Genomic DNA, 16,945 nt, shown 5'->3' with positions numbered 1-16,945 from the left:
ACGTGCTTTTTATTTTCAATCAGCCGCTGCCGTGTGTTTCAGCCACTCCAGCAGGGCTTGCTGGGGCGCAGCCGCCGCCAGCGGCGCGGCCGACAGCAGATAGTAGCTGGAACCGTCGGCGACGAAATCCAGCGGCGCCGCCAGCAAGCCGGTTTTCAGGTCGTCGCACACCAGGTGGCGCGGGCCGATGGCGACGCCCAGTCCGGCCACGGCCGCCTGCAGGCTGAAGTAGAAATGTTCGAACGATAGCTCGGTCCCGCGTTGCCGCTGCGGGGCGCCGGCGGCGCCGGCCCAGTCGCGCCAGGCGTCGGCGCGGCTGCGGGCATGCAGGCGCGGCGCGTCCGCCCGCAGGGCGGGCCCGAACCACTGCGCCACCTTGTCCGGGCGGCAGACCGGGCCGACCTGTTCGGCAAACAGTTCATGGGCGTGGTAGTGGCCGGGCCAGTTGAAATCGCCGCGCCGGATGGCCAGGTCGATGCCGCTGTCGAAGGAAAACGGGCCGCCGCCGGCCACCAGCAGGAAGTCGGCCTCGGGATGGGCGGCCTGGAAATCCGGCCAGCGCGGGATCAGCCAGCGCATCAGCAGCGTCGGCTCGCAGGACAGCACCAGCTGCCGCTGGCGGCCGGCGCCGGCGCGCAGCTCGCCCACCGCCTGCTGGATCAGGCCGAAGCCCGATTGCACCGCGCGCGCCAGCGTTTGCCCGGCCTCGGTGAGGAAGACCCGGCGGCTGCGCCGCTCGAACAGCTGGACGCCGAGGTCGTCCTCCAGCGCGCGCACCGCGCGGCTGATGGCGCCGTGGGTCAGGTGCAGGGCTTCGGCGGCGTGGCCGAAATGCTCCAGCCGGGCGGCGGCCTCGAAACAGCGCAGCGCCGTCAGTGAGGGCATTCTGTGAGTTGGAGTCACCGTCATGGTCAGCAATCATCGTTATGTTCAGGCGATTGTAGCCTTTAGCATGAGGGCTGGCTTAATTCGATCGAAGGAAATGACATGACGGAATTGATAGTTGTAATCACCATTACCTTGCTCGCCGTGATCAGCCCCGGGCCGGACTTCGCGATGGTGACGCGCAATAGCCTGATGCTGTCGCGGCGCGCCGGCGTGCTCACCGCCGTCGGCATCGGGCTGGGCGTGGTGATCCACGTCGGCTACACCTTGCTGGGCCTGGGGCTGCTGATACGAAATTCGCTGTGGCTGTTCAACGCCATCAAGCTGGCCGGCGCCGCCTACCTGGTCTGGCTGGGCGTGCGCATGCTGCGTGCGCGGCCCGGCGCGGCGGGCGGGCCGGAGCGGGCGGTGGCGCTGTCCGACCTGGCGGCCTTGCGCACGGGATTCCTCACCAATGTGCTCAATCCCAAGACCACGGTGTTCATCGTCAGCCTGTTCATGCAGGCGGTGCGGCCGGAGACGCCGTTTTCGGTGCAACTGGCGTATGGGGCGTTCATCGCGGCGGCCCACGTCGTCTGGTTCTGCCTGGTGGCGCTATGCTTTTCGGCTGGGTCCGTGCGCGCGCGCCTGTTGCGGCTCCGGCATTGGATAGATCGCGTGTTCGGCGGGCTGCTGGTGGGCCTGGGCGCGTTGCTGGCCGCGCGTTGAGTCTTATTGCTTCAGCAGCGCCGGGATCTCTTGCAGGAATTGTTCGCCGGCGCGGATGCCGGTCGGCGTCGGGTTGTCGGCGTCGGCGGGGCCGTCCTGGATCAGTCGCGCGAAGACGCGGGTCTGGCCGCCCTGGAGCGCCCAGCCCACATACCAGCCGTAGCCGCCGGCGCCGCCGATCTTGCCGTGTACTTCCCAGCCGCCGGGACGCTGCTCGGCCAGCATCAGCGCCGCCGTCATGTCGTAGGCGCGGGCGCTGACCGGCAACTGGCGCTGGACGATCTTGCGTACGAAGGCCAGCTGTTCGCGCGGCGAGATGCGCAGCGAGGAGTTGATCCAGGACCCGGTCATGCCGTTGTGCTGGCCCGGGTCGCCCGCGACGTCCTGGTTGCCGTAGTCGAAAGCTTGCACATAACGCTGGAAGCGCTGCGCGCCCAGCGCCTTGACGGTCTGCTGCGAGTACCACACCACCGAGTACTTCATCCAGCGGCTGGGATCGGTCGTCTGCTTCCAGCTGTCGCGCCAGTCGACGTAGCCTGGCACGAAAGGCAGGGCGGGCGCGTGCAAGTCCCGCAGCACGCCGGCGTCGTAGCCCATCAGGCTGATGGCGATCTTGAAGGTGGAGGCGGGCGTGACGCGGGTGGCGCAGTCGCCCTGTTCCAGCAGTACGGCGCCGCTGCCGGCGTCGGCGATCAAGGTGCACAGTGTTGTCGAGCGGGCCGGCAGCGCGGCCAGCGCCAGCAGGCCGGCCAGCAAGATAAGGCGTGATGTCAAGTGCTTACTTTCAGGATGAAGACATAGACTTGCAGCACGCCGGCGGCCAGCATGAAGCAGAAGTAGGCCGGCTTGATTTCCTTGCGCTTCCAGAAGGCGTTAAACAGCAGCAGGGCGGCAAAGGCCAGCGTGGTGCCGACGCTCCAGAAGCCATCCTGCGCCCGGCCCGAGGCGAAATAGCCGGCGCACAGCACCAGGCAGGCGGCCGCCAGCAGCAGGTTGAGGATCTGCAGGCCGGACAGCCGTCGCATCAGAAGAACAGGGCGGTGCGCTGGATGACCGTGCCGTTGTTGGTGTAGACGGCGGTGGCGCGCACCGAGCCGGTGTTGTATTTGCCGTCGTCGAGCTTGCTGTCGACCTGCTCGGCGAAGGAGTCGGGCAGGTTGTCGAGCCGCACGCCGTTGCCGCCGCGGCCGCCGACCACGTCGTTGTAGATGTAGACCGCGCCGCCCTGCGCGCTGGTCATGAAGTCGGTGGTGCCGTTGAACGAGCCGGTGATGAAACCGGCCAGCGCCAGGTGCTGCGGCGCCAGCTGGTATTCGGCGATCTGGCCGTCGCCGTTGCCGTTGCCGGTGGCGCCGGGGGCGTGGGTGGTCGCCTGCGGATCGTCGCCCGGCAGCGCGTGGAACTTGTCCTGGTAGGAGTTGACCGCCGCCGACAAGGCGTTCGATTGCTGGATGATGTTCTTGACCTTGGCGCTGTCGATCAACCCCTGTCCCTTCAGCACGCCGCCCAGCAGCAGGCCGATGATGACCAGGACAATCGCAATCTCAACCAGGGTAAAGCCGCGTTGGGCTCGCTGCATGGGGCATCCTTTCGTAACGGGTGTCGGTGATACATCATGATAGACGGAAACTGCGCGGCCGCCTAGCGCGACGGCTGAGCCGGCGGGGCCAGGTTTTGCAGCCGTTGCTCGAGGAAGCGCAGTTCGTTGGCGTCGGTGATCTGGCCGCTGGCCAGCAGCGCGCCGATCAGCGCCCGCGCCGCCTCGGCCTGGTTCATGTCTTCGAGCACGAACAGCTCCAGTTCGCGCGCCCAGGCCGGCACCTGCGGGCCGGTGGCGCGTAGCCGGATCGCCTGCGCGTAGCGGCGCGCCAGCGGCAGGTCGTGCAGGCGGTGGCGCGCCACCACGGCCGCGTGCGCCAGCCACGGCCAGCGCCGGTTCGGGTCTTCGTCGAAGCGGGCGTAGACCAGGTCCAGCATCAGCCGCACTCGCGCCGGATCGCCGACCGCGCCGTACACCTCGCTGGCCGCCAGCAGCGGGTACTGGCTGCGCGGATCGAGCTCCAGCACGCGCTCCAGCCATTGCCGGATGCGGCCGTAGTCCATGTCGCGCCAGGCGATGGTGACGCCGGCCTGCTCGTCAAAGCCCTGCACATACAGCATTAACAGCCGCGACAGCGCCAGCGGATCGCCCAGGCTGGCCAGTTGCAGCGCGGCCGGCGCCGGTGCCGGCGGCAGCGCCTCGGCGCGCACATGCGGCGGCGGCCGGCTGGCCTGCCAGCCCAGCTGCAAGGCCAGCGCCGCCGCCAGCAGCCAGCGCACGGCCGGCGGCACCGACGACAGCGGGCGGGACGGCGTGTTCACAGGTTCTTCCGGTACAGGTCGAACAGCGCGGCGGCCGTCAGCAGGCCGGCCGTCAGCGCGGTCTGCATGGCCACCGTGGCCAGGTCGGCCAGGGTGCCGGTGTGGTACAGCAGCCATTCGGTGCGGGTGTAGGCGTCCAGGTGCGGCAGCAGCAGCGACAGCGCGTCGATGCCGCGCGTCAGCCAGCGCTGGCCGGCGTCGGCCTGGGCGGTGCCGGCGTGGCCCAGCAGCTGCAGGGTGCCGACCACGCGCGCCAGCAGGTAGAAGGCGCCGGCGGCCGTCAGCGCAGGCAGCGTCTGGTTCAGGGTTAGCGAGCACAGCAGGCTGAAGGCGGCCACGATCCACAGCTCGCCCAGCAGCGACACGGCCCACAGCGCCGCCTGGTCGAGCGGCGCGAAGGCCAGCGCCACCGCGCCGAACAGCAGCGCCGGCAGCAGCGCCAGCGCGCCGAAGCCGGCCAGCTTGCCCAGCAGGTAGACCGCGCGCGGCAGCGCCAGCGCCAGCAGCAGTTCGCCGCCCTTGTCGGCCGCCTCGCGCGCCATGCTGCTGATGACGAAGGTGGCGATCAGGAACACCGCCGCCAGCCGCAGCACGGCCGCCAGCAGGGCCGCCTGCAGCTGGCGGCTTTCGGTCAGGGCCAGCTGGCCGAGGAAGCCGCCGGCGCACACGGCCGCCGCCAGCACCAGCAGCAGCAGCCACAGCAGCCGGTTGCGCAGCGCCTCCAGCAGCGTGTAGCGGGCGATCACCAGCGCCGCATGTGGCAGAGGCAGCGGCGCGGCCGTCATTGGATCTTCTGTACCGCGACCATGCGGTTGAACAGGATGTTGGGCGACAGCCAGACCACGATGTCGTCGTAGGCGCCGCCCGGCGCGGTGGCGCTGTCGCTGGCGTAGCGGCTGACGAACTGGGTGTCCGAACCGGCGTTGAGCTGCTCGTCGGTGTTGTTGGCGCCGCCGTTGGCGATCAGGCCGCCGAGCTCGTTGCTGCCGCCAAAGCCGTTCTTGCCGTGCGAGATGATCACCGCCGGGATGTCGTTGACGGCGGTGGCCGCCACCAGCTGGCCGCTGCCGTCGCGGGTGGCGACGGTGATGTCGCGCGGCGTGCTCAGGTTGAACAGCGTGCCGCTGTCGCTGAAGGCTGGCGTGACGCTGTAGCGGAACAAATGGTTCCAGCTGTCGAGCTTGCCCAAGCCCAGCGTCGCCCACGGCAGGTAGCCGCTGCGGCGCTCGCCGGCGCAGCGGTTGCCGATGCGCGCCTCCAGGCCGTTGCTGGCCGAGATGGCCGGGCAGGGCAGGTAGCCGTTGCGCAGCGCGTAGCCGACCAGCGCCTCGCGCGCGTCCTCCATCGCCTTCTGGGTTTCCGAGATCTTGCGCTGCTCCAGTTGCATGCCGAGCGGCGCCAGCAGGCCGCCGACCATCAGGCCGACGATGATCAGCACGATCGCGATTTCGACCAGCGTAAAGCCGGATTGTCTGGGTTTCGTCATGGCGTCAAGGCAGGCGGCGGGCCGCCGCCATTTGTTTGTAAAGGGTATCGAGCGGCACGCTCAGCACCAGGTCGTCGAAGGCGCCGCCGGGGCCGTTGGCGTCGGTGCTGGCGGCGCCGCTGATGAAGTGGGTGCTGGCGCCGGCGTTCTGCTGCTCGTCGAGGTTGCCGGCGTCGGTGTTGGGCTGCGCCAGGCCCAGCATCGACACGCCGAAATTGCTGCGGCCGTGCGATAGCAGCACCAGCGGCGCGCACTGGGCGCCGAGGTCGCAGCTGGACTGGCCGGCGCGGTAAAACAACTCGCCGTCGCTGCCGCGCTCCTGCACGGTCTTGGTGGCGACCAGGGTAATGCGCTGCAACGGCGCCTGGGTGTAGCCCGGCGTGACGCTGTAGCGCAGCAGCTTGCCCCAGGCGTCGGCGCCATCGACGCCCAGCGTCACCCAGGGCAGGAAGCCGGTGCAGTCCTGTTCGGCCGCGCAGGGCGCCAGCGCCTCGCGGCCGTCGGTGGCCGAGGTGGCGGGACGCGGCAGGCGGCCGTTGGCGGCGGCGAAGCCGATCAACGCGTCGCGCGCCTGCGCCATGCGCGTCAGCGTCAGCTGGTTGCGGCGCAGCTGGTTGTTGTCGTGGTTGAGCGCGCTCACCAGCAAGGTCGCCGCGCCGACGCTGGTCATGGCCAGCAGCAGCAACAGCGCCGCGCCGCGCTGGCGCCGGCGGTTAATGGCCAATTTCTTGTACGCTGCCATTGGCGGGATCGAAGCTCTGGCCGGGTTTCAGGATCAGCTGGCGGCCGGACGACAAGCGCAGCGACACCGCTTGGCCCGGTCCGGCCTTGGCGCTGTCGGACTGCGGCACCTGGTTGAGCCAGACCGTGGTGCGGCCGCTGCTGCCGCGCAGCACGCCGCTCAGCTGGACGCTGGACGAGGGCGGAGCGCCGGCGGCGGGCGCCACCGGCTGTGCCGCCCCAGGCGGCGGCATGCCGGCCGCCATCTGTGCCTGGGCTGCGGCCGCCATCTGCATCGGGGTCGCGACGTCCGCCATCTGTGCCTGGGCCGTGGCCGCCATGCCAGCTTGCGACGGGACGCTTGCGCCCGGCATGGCCGGTGCGGCGGCCGGGCCGGCGTCGCGCTGGCGGTCGAGCGCGCTGCGCTCGGCAGGCGAGGCGAACAGGCGGCCCAGCGCTGGTTGCTGGGCCGAAGCCGGCATGGCGGCCGCGGCCATCAGGGCCAGCAGGGTGAAGCGCACTGCGCGTCGCTGTCGTTGAATCATGGTCATCCGGCGCCTTTCTTGAGCGCGGCGGCTGGCGCCAAGGTCAGCCAGTTGAGCTTGCACTCGGCGCCCATGGTCGGCGTGTTCGGCAAGTTCTGCACGCTGCCGATGCGCTTGAGCGTGCATTCCTGCACCGCGTAATAGCTGCGCTGGCGCAGGTCGTCGAGGAAGTTGAACAGGTCGCCTTCATGCAGCAGCTCCATGCGCAGGTTCATGCGGCTGCCGCGCAGCGCGTAGTCGCCCAGCGGCAGCGGCGCATCCAGCTTGACGGCCTGCTGCGGCTCGATCTCATAGCTCAGCGGCGGCAGCTTGCGGCGCTCCTGGATCTGGCGGATCTGCTCGACCCAGTCCAGGCGGTTTTCATCGCCGATCAGGCCGCGGCTGCGCAGCATGACGAATTGCGGCTGGAAGGCGCGGATCTCGCGCTTTTCCGTCTCGACCTGGGCGTAGCGCTGGCGCGCGGCGTCGCGCGTCTGCTGCGCCTGCGCACGCTGTTGCTCGGCCTGGCTGACATACCAGTTGCTGACGACCACGGTGACGACGCCGATGCTGAGCGCGCCGGCCGCCATCACCACGGCCAGCCGGACCAGCGCGAATTCGCGCAGCCAGTACGGCAGCGGCCTGGCGGCGCGCGCCGGTTTTTTGCTGAAGGGGGCGGGAGTCGCGCTCATGGCTGCCATACCAGGTTGAGGATGAAGCGGGCCTTGGTCTCGACGCCGCCGGGGGCGCCGGCGCCAGCCTTGCCGCTGAGCTTGACGTTGGAGCGGGTGTCGACCGGCTGCTGCACGATCTCCACCGTCATGCGCGGCTGGCGCGCCAGTTCCTGGGTGAAGGCGTTCATGCTGTCGACCACTTCGCGGTAATTTTCCGGCGGCACCATGATCTCCGCCTCCAGCCGCAGCGCCTGCGGCACCTTGGCCGGCAGGCCCAGCATCAGCGACGAGATCGGCTCCATCACCGTGCCCGAGGTGCTGGTCATGAAGCCGGTGGCGACCGGCTCGGCCGGCGCGGCCGGCGGCGTGATCTTCCAGTCCAGCTGGAGCAGGCGGATTTGCGGCACCTTGTCGAGCGCCGTGCTCAGCTGCGCCATCAACGGCAGCGGCTGCGGCCCCTGGCGCACCAGCAATTGCGCCACGGTGACGGCGGCCTTCATGTTGACGGTCTTGTCGATCGCCGGCGTCATGCTCGACAGCGCGGCGCGGTAGCGCTGGTCGTACTGTTTGCCTTCCGCATACATGGCGGAGGTGGCCGAGGTGGCGTCGACGTAGCGCCAGACGTTGATGCCCAGCCAGGCCAGCGTACCGGCCGCCAGCAGCGCGCTGGCGCCGAACAGGGCCAGCCGCGCGCGCCACAGCTGGAAGTAGCGGCGCGCCTCGCCCAGCGAATACTGGCTGCCCGGGCGTTCGCGGCCCAGCAAGGTCAGCAGCAGCGCATCAGCCAGCGCCGGCGTCTGCTGCAGGCCGGTGCGCCGCGCCGCGTTGTCCATGTCGATAAAGTGGTAGGCGGTTTCCGGGCCGTCCTGGCATTGCGGTTCGAGCCGGTCCAGCGTGCTTTCCGGCGCCACGATCACCGTGTGCAGCACTTCGCCGCGGCCGATCAGGCGGGTGCTGGTCAGGAACTGCTGGGTCTTGGCCGTCTCGCGGGCGACGTCGACCGGGGCGCCGTCGCGGTCCACGGCCAAGGTCAGGCGCGAGAATTTCAGCTGGCCGTCGAGGAAGTAGCTCTGGCGCAGGCCGGCCGATTGCTGCGTCACCAGCAGCAGGCGCTGGTTGGCCAGGCCCAGCTTGCGCACCAGCGAGGCGCTCATCAGCGTGGTCGAGTACAGGCCCGCCAGCGGCGTGCGCAGCAGTTCCAGCGCGGCGATCCAGGGTTGCACCAGCGCCGGGTTGGTCAGCGCGCTGAGCAGGGCGATATCGTCCTGGCGGCCGGCCGTTTCCCGCCCCTGCACCTGCACATAGCGGTAGGGCGTTTCGCGGTACTGCTGCAGCAGGCGGCGCGCCAGCAGGCGACGGCCGGAGCGGCCCGTCACGTGCGGCAAGGTGATGCGCTGGAAGTCTTCCTCGATCAGGTCGACCAGCAGGTAGACCGGGCCGTAGGGCTGGGCGTCCAGGTAGTCCATGAAGGCGTCGACGCCGGCGCGGTCGTTGCCGAAGCGGACGGCGTCGCCGAGCCGCCCCTTGTGCCACGGATAGGCCCACACATGTTCGCTGCTGAGATAGAGTAAATGGCTGTGCAACACGGCGGCCTCAGGGTCGAATCTTGGAGATGGTGTCGTAAATCGGCCCCAGCACGGACAGCATGATCCAGCCCAGCAGCAGGCCCAGCACCACGGTCATGGCCGGTTCTATCATCGCTTGCACCTTCTCGATCATCTCCTTGACTTCGCGGTTGTAGAAATAGCTGACGTTGCGCAGCGCGCCGTCGAGCGCGCCGGTGGCCTCGCCCACCTTGAGCATGCGGATCACCAGCGGCGGGAAGATGCCGGTATTCTGGAACGCCGCCGTCACGCTCTGGCCTTCGGAAATCAGCTGGGCGGCGCGGCGCAGGCCGGCCGCCACCATGCGGTTGCCGACGATGCCTTCGGACAGGCGGATGCATTCGAGGATGGTGATGCCGGCGCCGTACATCAGCGCGAAGAAGGTGGCGAAGCGGGCCAGGATGATCTTGTGCTGCACCGGGCCTATCATCCAGATGCGCAGCTTGAAGGCGTCGAAGCGGTAGCGCGCCTCCTCGCTGCGCGCCAGCCAGGCGCGGCCGCCGAAGAAGCCCGCCACCGGCAAGGCCAGCAGCACGTACCAGTAGTTGATGAAGATGTCGGAGACGAAGATCAACGCCTTGGTGTGGAACGGCAGTTCGTTGCCCATGTTCTTGATGAAGGCGGTCAGCTGCGGCACCAGGTAGATCATCAGGAAGGCCACCACGCCGAGGATGACGACGCCGACGAACAGCGGCTTCATGATGATCTTGCGCGATTGCGAGGCCAGCTCGTCCTGCCACTTCAGGCTGTCCGACAAATTCAGGAACACTTCGGCGATCTTGCCGGTGCGCTCGCCGGCCGTGATCAGGCTGGTGAAGGTCTTGTCGAACACGTCGGGGTAGGCGTCCAGCGCGGCCGACAGCTGCAGGCCGCCCTCGATGTTCTCGATCAGGTCGGTGATGATTTCGCGGAAGCGCGGATGGTCCATGCTGTCGCGCAGGTCGTTCAGGCCGTCGAGGATGGGCACACCGGCGCCGGTCAGCTGCTCCATCTGGAAGCAGAAGTTGATCAAGTCCTTGCGGGTGATGTCGCGCCGGCCGATGGCGGCCAGCTTCTGGCGCGACACCTGGCAATCGATCAGGTCCAGCTCCATGCGGTGCAGGCGCAGCTCCAGGTCGGGCTCGTTGAGCGCGTCCATATTCCCCAGCGTCAGCTGGCCGCTCGGGTCCATCGCACGGTAGAGATATTGTGGCATCAGCTCAGCCTGTCCGTCAGATCGACCACGCGCGAGATTTCCTCCAGCGTGGTCACGCCTTCCAGCACGCGGCGCAGGCCGTCGTCCACCAGCGAGCGCACGCCGGCCGCGGCGGTGGCGTTCTTCAGCTCGCGCGAGGAGGCGCGCCGCGCCACCATTTCGTCAAGCTGCGGCGTCATCTTCAGCAACTCCATGATCGCCAGCCGGCCCTTGTAGCCCTGGTGGCCGCAACGGTCGCAGCCGACCGCGCGGTACAGCGTGTACGGTTGCACGTCCTCGCCCTGCGGCAGGCCGAGCAGGCGGCGTTCCAGCTCCTCGGCCGGATAGGCTTCGCGGCAGTGCGGGCACAGCCGGCGCACCAGGCGCTGGGCGATGATGCCGATGATGTTGCCGGCCATGATGTCGGCCACCACGCCGATGTCGAGCAGGCGCGAGATCGAGCCGATCGCCGAATTGGTATGCAAGGTCGAATACACCTGGTGGCCGGTCATCGCCGCCGAGAACGCCATTTCGGCGGTCTCGCGGTCGCGGATCTCGCCCACCAGGATGATGTCCGGATCCTGCCGCATCATCGAGCGGATGCCGTCGGCAAAGCCCATCTTGGCCGCTTCGTTGACGGCGGTCTGGCGTATCATGTTCATCGGATACTCGACCGGGTCTTCCAGCGTCATGATGTTGACGCTCTCGGTGTTGATGTGGTTGAGGATCGAATACAGCGTGGTGGTCTTGCCGGAGCCGGTCGGGCCGGTCACCAGGATCACGCCGTCGGGACGGGCGATCATCAGCTTCAGCAGGTTGAGCTCGTTTTCCTCCAGGCCCAGGCCGTCCAGCGGCACGATGCCTTTCTGCCGGTCCAGCACGCGCAGCACGAAGTTCTCGCCGTGGGTGGTGGCTTGCGCCGACGCGCGGAAATCGATCTGGCGGCCGGAGAACTTGATCGAGATGCGGCCGTCCTGCGGCGCGCGGGTCTCGGCGATGTTCATGCCGCTCATCACCTTCAGGCGCACCGCCATCGCCGGCCAGTAGGATTTGTGCAGGCTGCGGATCTGGCGCAGGATGCCGTCGATGCGGTAGCGGATGCGCAGGAACGATTGCTCCGGCTCGAAGTGCAGATCGGAGGCGCTGTTCTGCACCGCGTCCGCCAGGATGGCGTCGATCAGGCGCACCACCGGCTGGCTGTACTCGTCGGAGGTGCTGCCCAGGCTGGCGTAGTTGACTTCGCCCGTTTCGATCTCGTGCAGGATGCCGTCAATCGACAGCTCGAAGCCGTAGTACTGGTCGATGGCGCGCTGGATGTCGGACTCGTTCACCAGCAGCGGGCTGATGGTGATGCCCTTGACCAGCATGGCGCTGATCTGGTCCAGCGCGACGATGTTGCTGGTGTCCGACATGGCCAGGATCAGGTTGTCGGTGGCGCGCTCGTAGACGATGGGGAACACGTGGTAGCGCTTGGCGACGTCCTTGGGGATCAGCTTGAGGGCGATCGCGTCCACGACCAGGCTGGTCAGGTCGGCGCTCTGCTGGTTGAGGTTTTCCGACAGCGCCATGCGCACCGTGGCCTCGGTCACGAAGCCCAGCGTGATCAGCAGTTTCCCCAGCGGCTCGGTGCTGCGCTTTTGCTCGATCAGCGCGATGCGCAGCTGGTCTTCGCTGATCACGCCTTTCTGGATCAGCAGCTTGCCGAGCGGGAGTTTGACTTGTTCTGCCATGGATCTCTTATGGTTGACGCGCAGGCGCGCTCAGTTCATGCATGCGGGTGCGCAGCGCGTTGCGGTCGAAGGCGGCGGCGTGGTCCTGCGCCAGCGCCAGCGCGCGCTGGTAGTACTTCAGGGCCAGCTTGCCCTGGTTCAGGCGGTCCAGGCCGACGGCCAGGTTGAAGGCGTAGTCGGCGTTGTCGGGCACGGCGGTGTAGGCGCGGAAGTAGGATTGCTGCGCTTCCGGCCAGCGGCCCTGCTGCGACTGCAGGTTGCCGAGCGCGAACAGCACCGGCCCGGCGTCCGGGTTGGCGCTGAGGATGGCGCGCAGCCGGGTTTCGCTCTGGGCGCTGTCGCCCTGGCGCACGCCGACCAGGCCGGCGACGGCGGTGGCGTCGTTGGGATCGAGTTCGAGCAGGCGCAGGTAGTAGCCGGCCGCTTGCTCGCCCTGGCCCTTGCGGGCGGCCAGGGTGGCCAGGCCGAGCAGGGCGTCGCGGCTGGTCGGGGCGTCGCGCAGCGCGGCTTCATATTGCTGCTGGGCTTGCGCCAGGTCGCCGCTGTTGAGGGCCTGGTAGCCGCTCTCCAGCGCAGGCGCCAGCACCGGCTGCTGGCTGGCGCGGGCCACGCGGATGTCGCTGTTGTCCGGCGCGGCGATCGGCGGCAGCTGGTCCTGGCGCGGCGCGCTCAGCTGCGCCAGCTGTTGCTGCATCATTTGCTGCGAGGCGACCAGCGCCTGTTCGGTGGCGTTCAGGCGGCGCTCCAGCTCCTCGGTGCCGGCGCGGGCGGGCGCCGGCGGCGCGATCGGCGCGCCGTCCATCAGCAGCGGATCGGCCGCGGCGCCGGGCGCGACGGCGACCTTGACCGAGGTGGCGCCGGTGGCGCCGAGCGGCGGCATCGGCACCGGCGGCAGGCGCGAACCGGCGCCCGGCGCGGCGATCGCCTGCCAATAGTAGTAGCCCATGCCGCCGAGGATCAGCACCAGCAGCGCGATCCAGCCGTACAGGCGCAGGCGTTCGCGGTCCAGTCCGGCGGATTCGGCCGGCGCGGTGGCGGCCGCCGCGGCGCGTGCGCGGGCCGCGCCGCGCGGCTGGTCGGCGCCGGCTTTGTTGGCTTGGTCGGCCCGTGGCGCGTGGTCGGCAGCCGCTGCGGCCCTGGCGGCGCCGGGCGCGGCGCTGCTGGCCGGGGCCGGTGCCGGGGTTGGGGCCGGGACGGGCGCGGGCGCGGGCGCGGCGGCGGCCGGTGGCGCCGACGGATCGGGCACCAGGTCCAGCGTCAGGCCGGCGGTCTTGTGGTCGCTGGGCGGCGGCAGCGGATCGGGCGAGGGCTGCGGCGCCAGGCTGGCGGGCGGCGCGGCCGTGATCGGCTCCAGGCTGAGGCCGGCCATCGGCTCCAGGTCCAGGCTCAGCCCGGGCTTGGCCGGCGCCGCCGGTTCCGGCGTCAGCGCCAGGATGTCGTCGAACGCTTGCGAAGGCTTGTCGGCCTCGTCGTCGCCACCGGCGCTTTGTTTGGCGCGCTCGGCCTTCTTGAGCGCTTGCATTAAGAGACTCATGATCCATTCGCCTTGGCTGGGGCGGGGGCCGGCGCGGCCTCGCCATAGGGAGCGTTGTCGGGTTTCTGGCCCGGCAGCAGATAACGGTAGTCCTTGTAGTCGCCGTTGACGCTGGCGTCCTTCACCACCACCGGCCGCATGAAGATCACCAGTTCGGTCTTGGTGGTGTTCTCGTTGCGGTGGGCGAACAGGTTGCCCAGCAGCGGCACGCTGCTCAGGACCGGGATGCCGTCCTTGGTGTTGTCGACCGAATCCTGCATCAGGCCGCCCATGACGGCGACCTGGCCGCTGGACACCTTCATCAGCGATTCCAGCTCGCGCGCCTGGATCACCGGCACCTTGCTGACCACATTGGCCTTGGCCAGGTCCGGGTTCGGATCGTTGACGTAGCCGACGATGCGGGTGATGGTCGGCCGCACGTTGAGCGTGACCTCGTCCGCGTCGGAAATCTGCGGCGTCACGCTCATGACGAAGCCGACCGGCACCGTCTCCAGGTGCGATTCATAGGTGGCCTGCGAAATCGGCGTGCCGGTCGAGCCCAGCACCGCCGGCGTGACCTTGATCGAGAAGAAGACGTTGTTGTCGACCACCTTCAGCAGCGCGGTCTGGTTGTTGAGCACGCTAATCTTGGGGCTGGACAGCACTTTCACCTTGCCGAAGGACTCCAGCAGTTCGATGGTGGCGGCGATATTGCCCAGGCGGCTGGTCGGATTGGTGTAGTTCAGCACGAACACGCCGGGATTGGTGGCGGCCGGCACGGTGGAGCTGCCGAGCGCTCCCTGGTTGAGCTTGAGCCCGCCCCTGGCCAGCGATTGCCAGTTGATGCCCTGCTGGTACTGGTCGCCAAGCCGTACTTCGATGATGGTGGCTTCGATCAGCACCTGGCGCTTGGCCGCGCCGAGCACGATGTCGAGGAATTCGCGGATCTTTTCGTGCTGGCGGCCGGTCGCGCGCACGGCGATCAGGCCGCCCTCGGCGTTGACGATGACCGAGGTGCCGCGCTGCGCGCCGCCGGCCTTGGCACCGCCGAAGGCGCTGGCGTCGAACGGGGTCTGTGGCTGGGCGTTTTGCGGCGTCCCGCCGGTGCTGCCGGGCGTTGCGGCGGCCAGCGGATCGACCGGGTTGTCGCTCAGGTTGGAGCCGCGCAGCATGTCGCGGATGTTCTTTTCCAGGCTGTACCAGAAGTTGTTGTCGGAACGGTTGTTGACCACGGTGGTCGAGTTGTTGCTGCCGTTGCCGTTGGCGCCGTTGTTGGCCGGCGCGGCGCTTTGCTGTTGCGGCTGGCCGGTGCCTCCAGCGGGCGGCGTCGCGTTGACGACTGGATTGGAGGAGCTGCCGCCGCCCCCGGTGGTGGAAATCTGGGTGGCGATGTTGACGCTGCTGACCGTGCTGCGGGCGATGTTGACGTAGTCGACCTTGTAGTTGCGCCACTCCGGCGTGTCCGGCAAGACCGTCAGCGTGCCGCCGTTGATTTCATAGCGCATGTCGACCTGGCGCTGGATGCGGTTCAGCAGCTGCGGCAAGGTCTGGTCCAGCGCGTTCAGCGTGACCGTGCCCTCGATGCCCGGATGGACGTCGACGTTCAGGCCGGCGTCGCGCGCCAGCGCGAACAGCAGCGACTGCACCGGCACCTTGTGCACGGTGACGCTGTAGGTTTCGACTTTCGGCGCGGCGCTCGGCGGCGGCAGCGCGGCGCTCTGCTGCACGGTCTCCGGGATGGAGCCGGCGGGACGTGGTGCTTCCGTGATGTGGGTCGGCGAAACGGACAGGGGGGCGGTCGCGCAGGCGCTCAGCAACACGCTGCACACCATGGGGACGATGGGGGAGGCGAGTTTTTTCATTGTTTCTTTCCGGCCCAGGGGGAATGCAGGATGTTGTGTATTTGCAATATAGACACCATGATCTTACAAATTCGGTGCTACCGCAAGGATGGTGCTGTAAATTGCCCAAATTAGCAGGACCGCCAAGGCCCCCACAGCAACAGCGCGCAAAGGGAATTTTTGCCGCCAGCTACGGCGGTGGAAGGCCGATTCGCGGATCGCCTGGCGCGCATGATGGGCGCTGACGACGCTGGCGTCGGCCGCGTAGGCGGCCAGCAGGGCCTTGTCGGCCAGGATGTTGATGCGGCGGACGATGCCCTCGGAGCGCTCGGCGATCAGCCTGGCGGCGGCCGGGCTGAACACGGTGGGGCCGTCGTGGCCGGCCGCGCGCAGGCGGAATTCGAGGAACTCGCCGATCAGCGACGGCGCCAGCGCCGGCACCTCGAAGCTGTGGGTGATGCGCTCCTTCAACTGGCGCATGCTGGCCAGGGCCAGGTGCTGGTCCAGCTCCGGCTGGCCGAACAGCACGATCTGCAGCAGCTTGCTGCGCGCCGTCTCCAGGTTGGTCAGCAGGCGGATCGCTTCCAGCGTGTCGAGCGGCATGGCCTGGGCCTCCTCGACCAGCAGCACCACCTGGCGGCCCTGGCCGTGGCGGGCGATCAGGTCGGCCTGCAGGCGGCGCTGGACCTCGTCGATGCGCAGGCCGTGGCCGGCGATGCCCAGTTCGGCGGCGATGGCGTACTGCACTTCCTGCGGGTCGAGGTTGGGGTTGACCAGGTAGATCACGTCGACATGCGGCGGCAGTTCGCGCTCCAGCATGCGGCACAACATGGTCTTGCCGGCGCCCACTTCGCCGGTCACCTTGACGATGCCTTCGCCGTGGCAGACCGCATACAGCAAGGCGTTCAGGATTTCGCCGCGGGTATTGCCGGAATAGAAAAAGGCCGGGTTAGGCGTGATGCCGAACGGCGATTCGCGCAGGCCGAAGTGCGACTGGTACATGCTCACGCGATGCAAGCCAGGAAGGCTTGCTCCAGGTTGGCCGCGCCGTAGTGGCTGCGGCAGGCGGCCGGCGAGCCGGTGTAACGGATGCGGCCTTGGTGCAGGATGGCCATGCGGTCGCACAGCTCGTCGACGTCGGCCAGCATATGCGAGGTCAAAAACACGGTGCTGCCGGCCTGGTGCAGCTGGCGCAACTGCTGTTTGAGCAGCGCGCGCGCTTTCGGGTCGAGGCCGCTCATCGGCTCGTCCAGCACGTACAGCGGCTTGCGCGCCAGCAGGCAGGCGGCCAGGCCGAGCTTTTGCGTCATGCCTTTGGAATAGCTGCGCACCGTGCGCTTGAGGGCGTCCGGGTCCAGGTCCAGCGCTGCCAGCATGGCGCGCACGGCGGCCGGGTCGTAGGCCAGGCCTTGCAAGGTCAGCAGGTAGCGGATGAAGTCGGCGCCGGTCAGGTAGTAGGGCGGGGTGAAGCGTTCCGGCAGGAAGCCCAGCGGCTGGCGGCTGGCCGGCCGGTGGTGCGGCTGGCCGAAGATGTCGATGGCGCCGCCGTCGAGGGCGCAGAAATCCAGCAGGCACTTGATCAGGCTGGTCTTGCCGGCGCCGTTGACGCCCACCAGGCCGAAGCATTCCCCCGCTTGCAGTTCCAGGTCCACGCCCTGCAACACGCTGGCCTGGCCATAGCGTTTGACGACTTGCTGGAAGCGCAGGGCAGGGGCGGTCATGGAA

The 16,945-nt window shown here is 68.6% G+C and carries 17 protein-coding genes and 1 pseudogene; 1 reads left to right on the top strand and 17 read right to left on the bottom strand.

What is annotated here, in order from left to right; translation table 11 throughout:
* Positions 1 to 15: 15 nt before the first annotated feature.
* Positions 16 to 922 (bottom strand): annotated as a pseudogene (locus D0T21_RS09025) (LysR substrate-binding domain-containing protein).
* A 65-nt stretch (positions 923 to 987) separates the two neighbouring features.
* Here D0T21_RS09025 and D0T21_RS09020 point away from each other — a divergent pair.
* Positions 988 to 1,593 (top strand): LysE family translocator, encoded by a 606-nt coding sequence (locus D0T21_RS09020; RefSeq protein WP_116990989.1) that lies wholly within the window; start codon positions 988 to 990, stop codon positions 1,591 to 1,593.
* A 3-nt stretch (positions 1,594 to 1,596) separates the two neighbouring features.
* Here D0T21_RS09020 and blaOXA read toward each other — a convergent pair whose 3' ends face one another.
* From blaOXA to D0T21_RS08940, 16 genes are all read right to left on the bottom strand, one after another.
* Positions 1,597 to 2,367: a class D beta-lactamase gene (gene blaOXA, locus D0T21_RS09015; RefSeq protein WP_116990988.1), complete on the bottom strand. Its 771-nt coding sequence runs from the start codon at positions 2,365 to 2,367 to the stop codon at positions 1,597 to 1,599.
* Positions 2,364 to 2,618: a hypothetical protein gene (locus tag D0T21_RS09010; protein WP_116990987.1), complete on the bottom strand. Its 255-nt coding sequence runs from the start codon at positions 2,616 to 2,618 to the stop codon at positions 2,364 to 2,366. The genes blaOXA and D0T21_RS09010 overlap by 4 nt, the downstream gene beginning before the upstream one ends.
* Positions 2,618 to 3,172 (bottom strand): prepilin-type N-terminal cleavage/methylation domain-containing protein, encoded by a 555-nt coding sequence (locus D0T21_RS09005; protein ID WP_116990986.1) that lies wholly within the window; start codon positions 3,170 to 3,172, stop codon positions 2,618 to 2,620. The genes D0T21_RS09010 and D0T21_RS09005 overlap by 1 nt, the downstream gene beginning before the upstream one ends.
* Before the next feature lie 62 nt (positions 3,173 to 3,234).
* The gene (locus D0T21_RS32030) at positions 3,235 to 3,954 is read right to left on the bottom strand and encodes a hypothetical protein (protein ID WP_158567986.1); all 720 of its coding nucleotides are present in this window, start codon (positions 3,952 to 3,954) and stop codon (positions 3,235 to 3,237) included.
* Positions 3,951 to 4,739: an ABC transporter permease gene (locus D0T21_RS08995; protein ID WP_116990985.1), complete on the bottom strand. Its 789-nt coding sequence runs from the start codon at positions 4,737 to 4,739 to the stop codon at positions 3,951 to 3,953. The genes D0T21_RS32030 and D0T21_RS08995 overlap by 4 nt, the downstream gene beginning before the upstream one ends.
* On the bottom strand, positions 4,736 to 5,440 hold the full coding sequence (locus D0T21_RS08990; RefSeq protein ID WP_116990984.1) for a prepilin-type N-terminal cleavage/methylation domain-containing protein: 705 nt from the start codon (positions 5,438 to 5,440) through the stop codon (positions 4,736 to 4,738). The genes D0T21_RS08995 and D0T21_RS08990 overlap by 4 nt, the downstream gene beginning before the upstream one ends.
* 4 nt (positions 5,441 to 5,444) lie before the next feature.
* Positions 5,445 to 6,164 (bottom strand): hypothetical protein, encoded by a 720-nt coding sequence (locus D0T21_RS08985; RefSeq protein WP_229211391.1) that lies wholly within the window; start codon positions 6,162 to 6,164, stop codon positions 5,445 to 5,447.
* Positions 6,154 to 6,705, bottom strand: a complete 552-nt coding sequence (locus D0T21_RS08980; RefSeq protein WP_147328058.1) for a hypothetical protein — start codon at positions 6,703 to 6,705, stop codon at positions 6,154 to 6,156. The genes D0T21_RS08985 and D0T21_RS08980 overlap by 11 nt, the downstream gene beginning before the upstream one ends.
* A gap of 2 nt (positions 6,706 to 6,707) precedes the next feature.
* Complete coding sequence (locus tag D0T21_RS08975; RefSeq protein ID WP_116991069.1) at positions 6,708 to 7,376, bottom strand: hypothetical protein; 669 nt, start codon at positions 7,374 to 7,376, stop codon at positions 6,708 to 6,710.
* On the bottom strand, positions 7,373 to 8,944 hold the full coding sequence (locus D0T21_RS08970) for a hypothetical protein (RefSeq protein ID WP_199538497.1): 1,572 nt from the start codon (positions 8,942 to 8,944) through the stop codon (positions 7,373 to 7,375). Before D0T21_RS08970 ends, D0T21_RS08975 begins: the two co-directional genes overlap by 4 nt.
* Before the next feature lie 7 nt (positions 8,945 to 8,951).
* Entirely contained in the window at positions 8,952 to 10,157 is a 1,206-nt protein-coding gene (locus D0T21_RS08965) for a type II secretion system F family protein (protein ID WP_116990981.1), read from the bottom strand.
* Positions 10,157 to 11,866, bottom strand: coding sequence for a GspE/PulE family protein (locus D0T21_RS08960; RefSeq protein WP_116990980.1), 1,710 nt, complete (start codon positions 11,864 to 11,866; stop codon positions 10,157 to 10,159). Before D0T21_RS08960 ends, D0T21_RS08965 begins: the two co-directional genes overlap by 1 nt.
* Before the next feature lie 7 nt (positions 11,867 to 11,873).
* On the bottom strand, positions 11,874 to 13,400 hold the full coding sequence (locus D0T21_RS08955) for a tetratricopeptide repeat protein (protein ID WP_229211390.1): 1,527 nt from the start codon (positions 13,398 to 13,400) through the stop codon (positions 11,874 to 11,876).
* Positions 13,397 to 15,241, bottom strand: a complete 1,845-nt coding sequence (gene mshL, locus D0T21_RS08950; protein ID WP_116990978.1) for a pilus (MSHA type) biogenesis protein MshL — start codon at positions 15,239 to 15,241, stop codon at positions 13,397 to 13,399. The genes D0T21_RS08955 and mshL overlap by 4 nt, the downstream gene beginning before the upstream one ends.
* A 63-nt stretch (positions 15,242 to 15,304) precedes the next feature.
* Entirely contained in the window at positions 15,305 to 16,222 is a 918-nt protein-coding gene (locus D0T21_RS08945; RefSeq protein WP_116990977.1) for an ExeA family protein, read from the bottom strand.
* A gap of 2 nt (positions 16,223 to 16,224) precedes the next feature.
* Entirely contained in the window at positions 16,225 to 16,941 is a 717-nt protein-coding gene (locus D0T21_RS08940) for an ABC transporter ATP-binding protein (RefSeq protein ID WP_116990976.1), read from the bottom strand.
* Positions 16,942 to 16,945: the final 4 nt, after the last annotated feature.

It is taken from the genome of Duganella sp. BJB476 (assembly GCF_003416895.1).
Taxonomy (GTDB): Bacteria; Pseudomonadota; Gammaproteobacteria; order Burkholderiales; family Burkholderiaceae_D; genus Rugamonas.
Note: the sequence above shows the minus strand (reverse complement) of the source record. Positions and strands in the feature narration are given on the sequence as shown.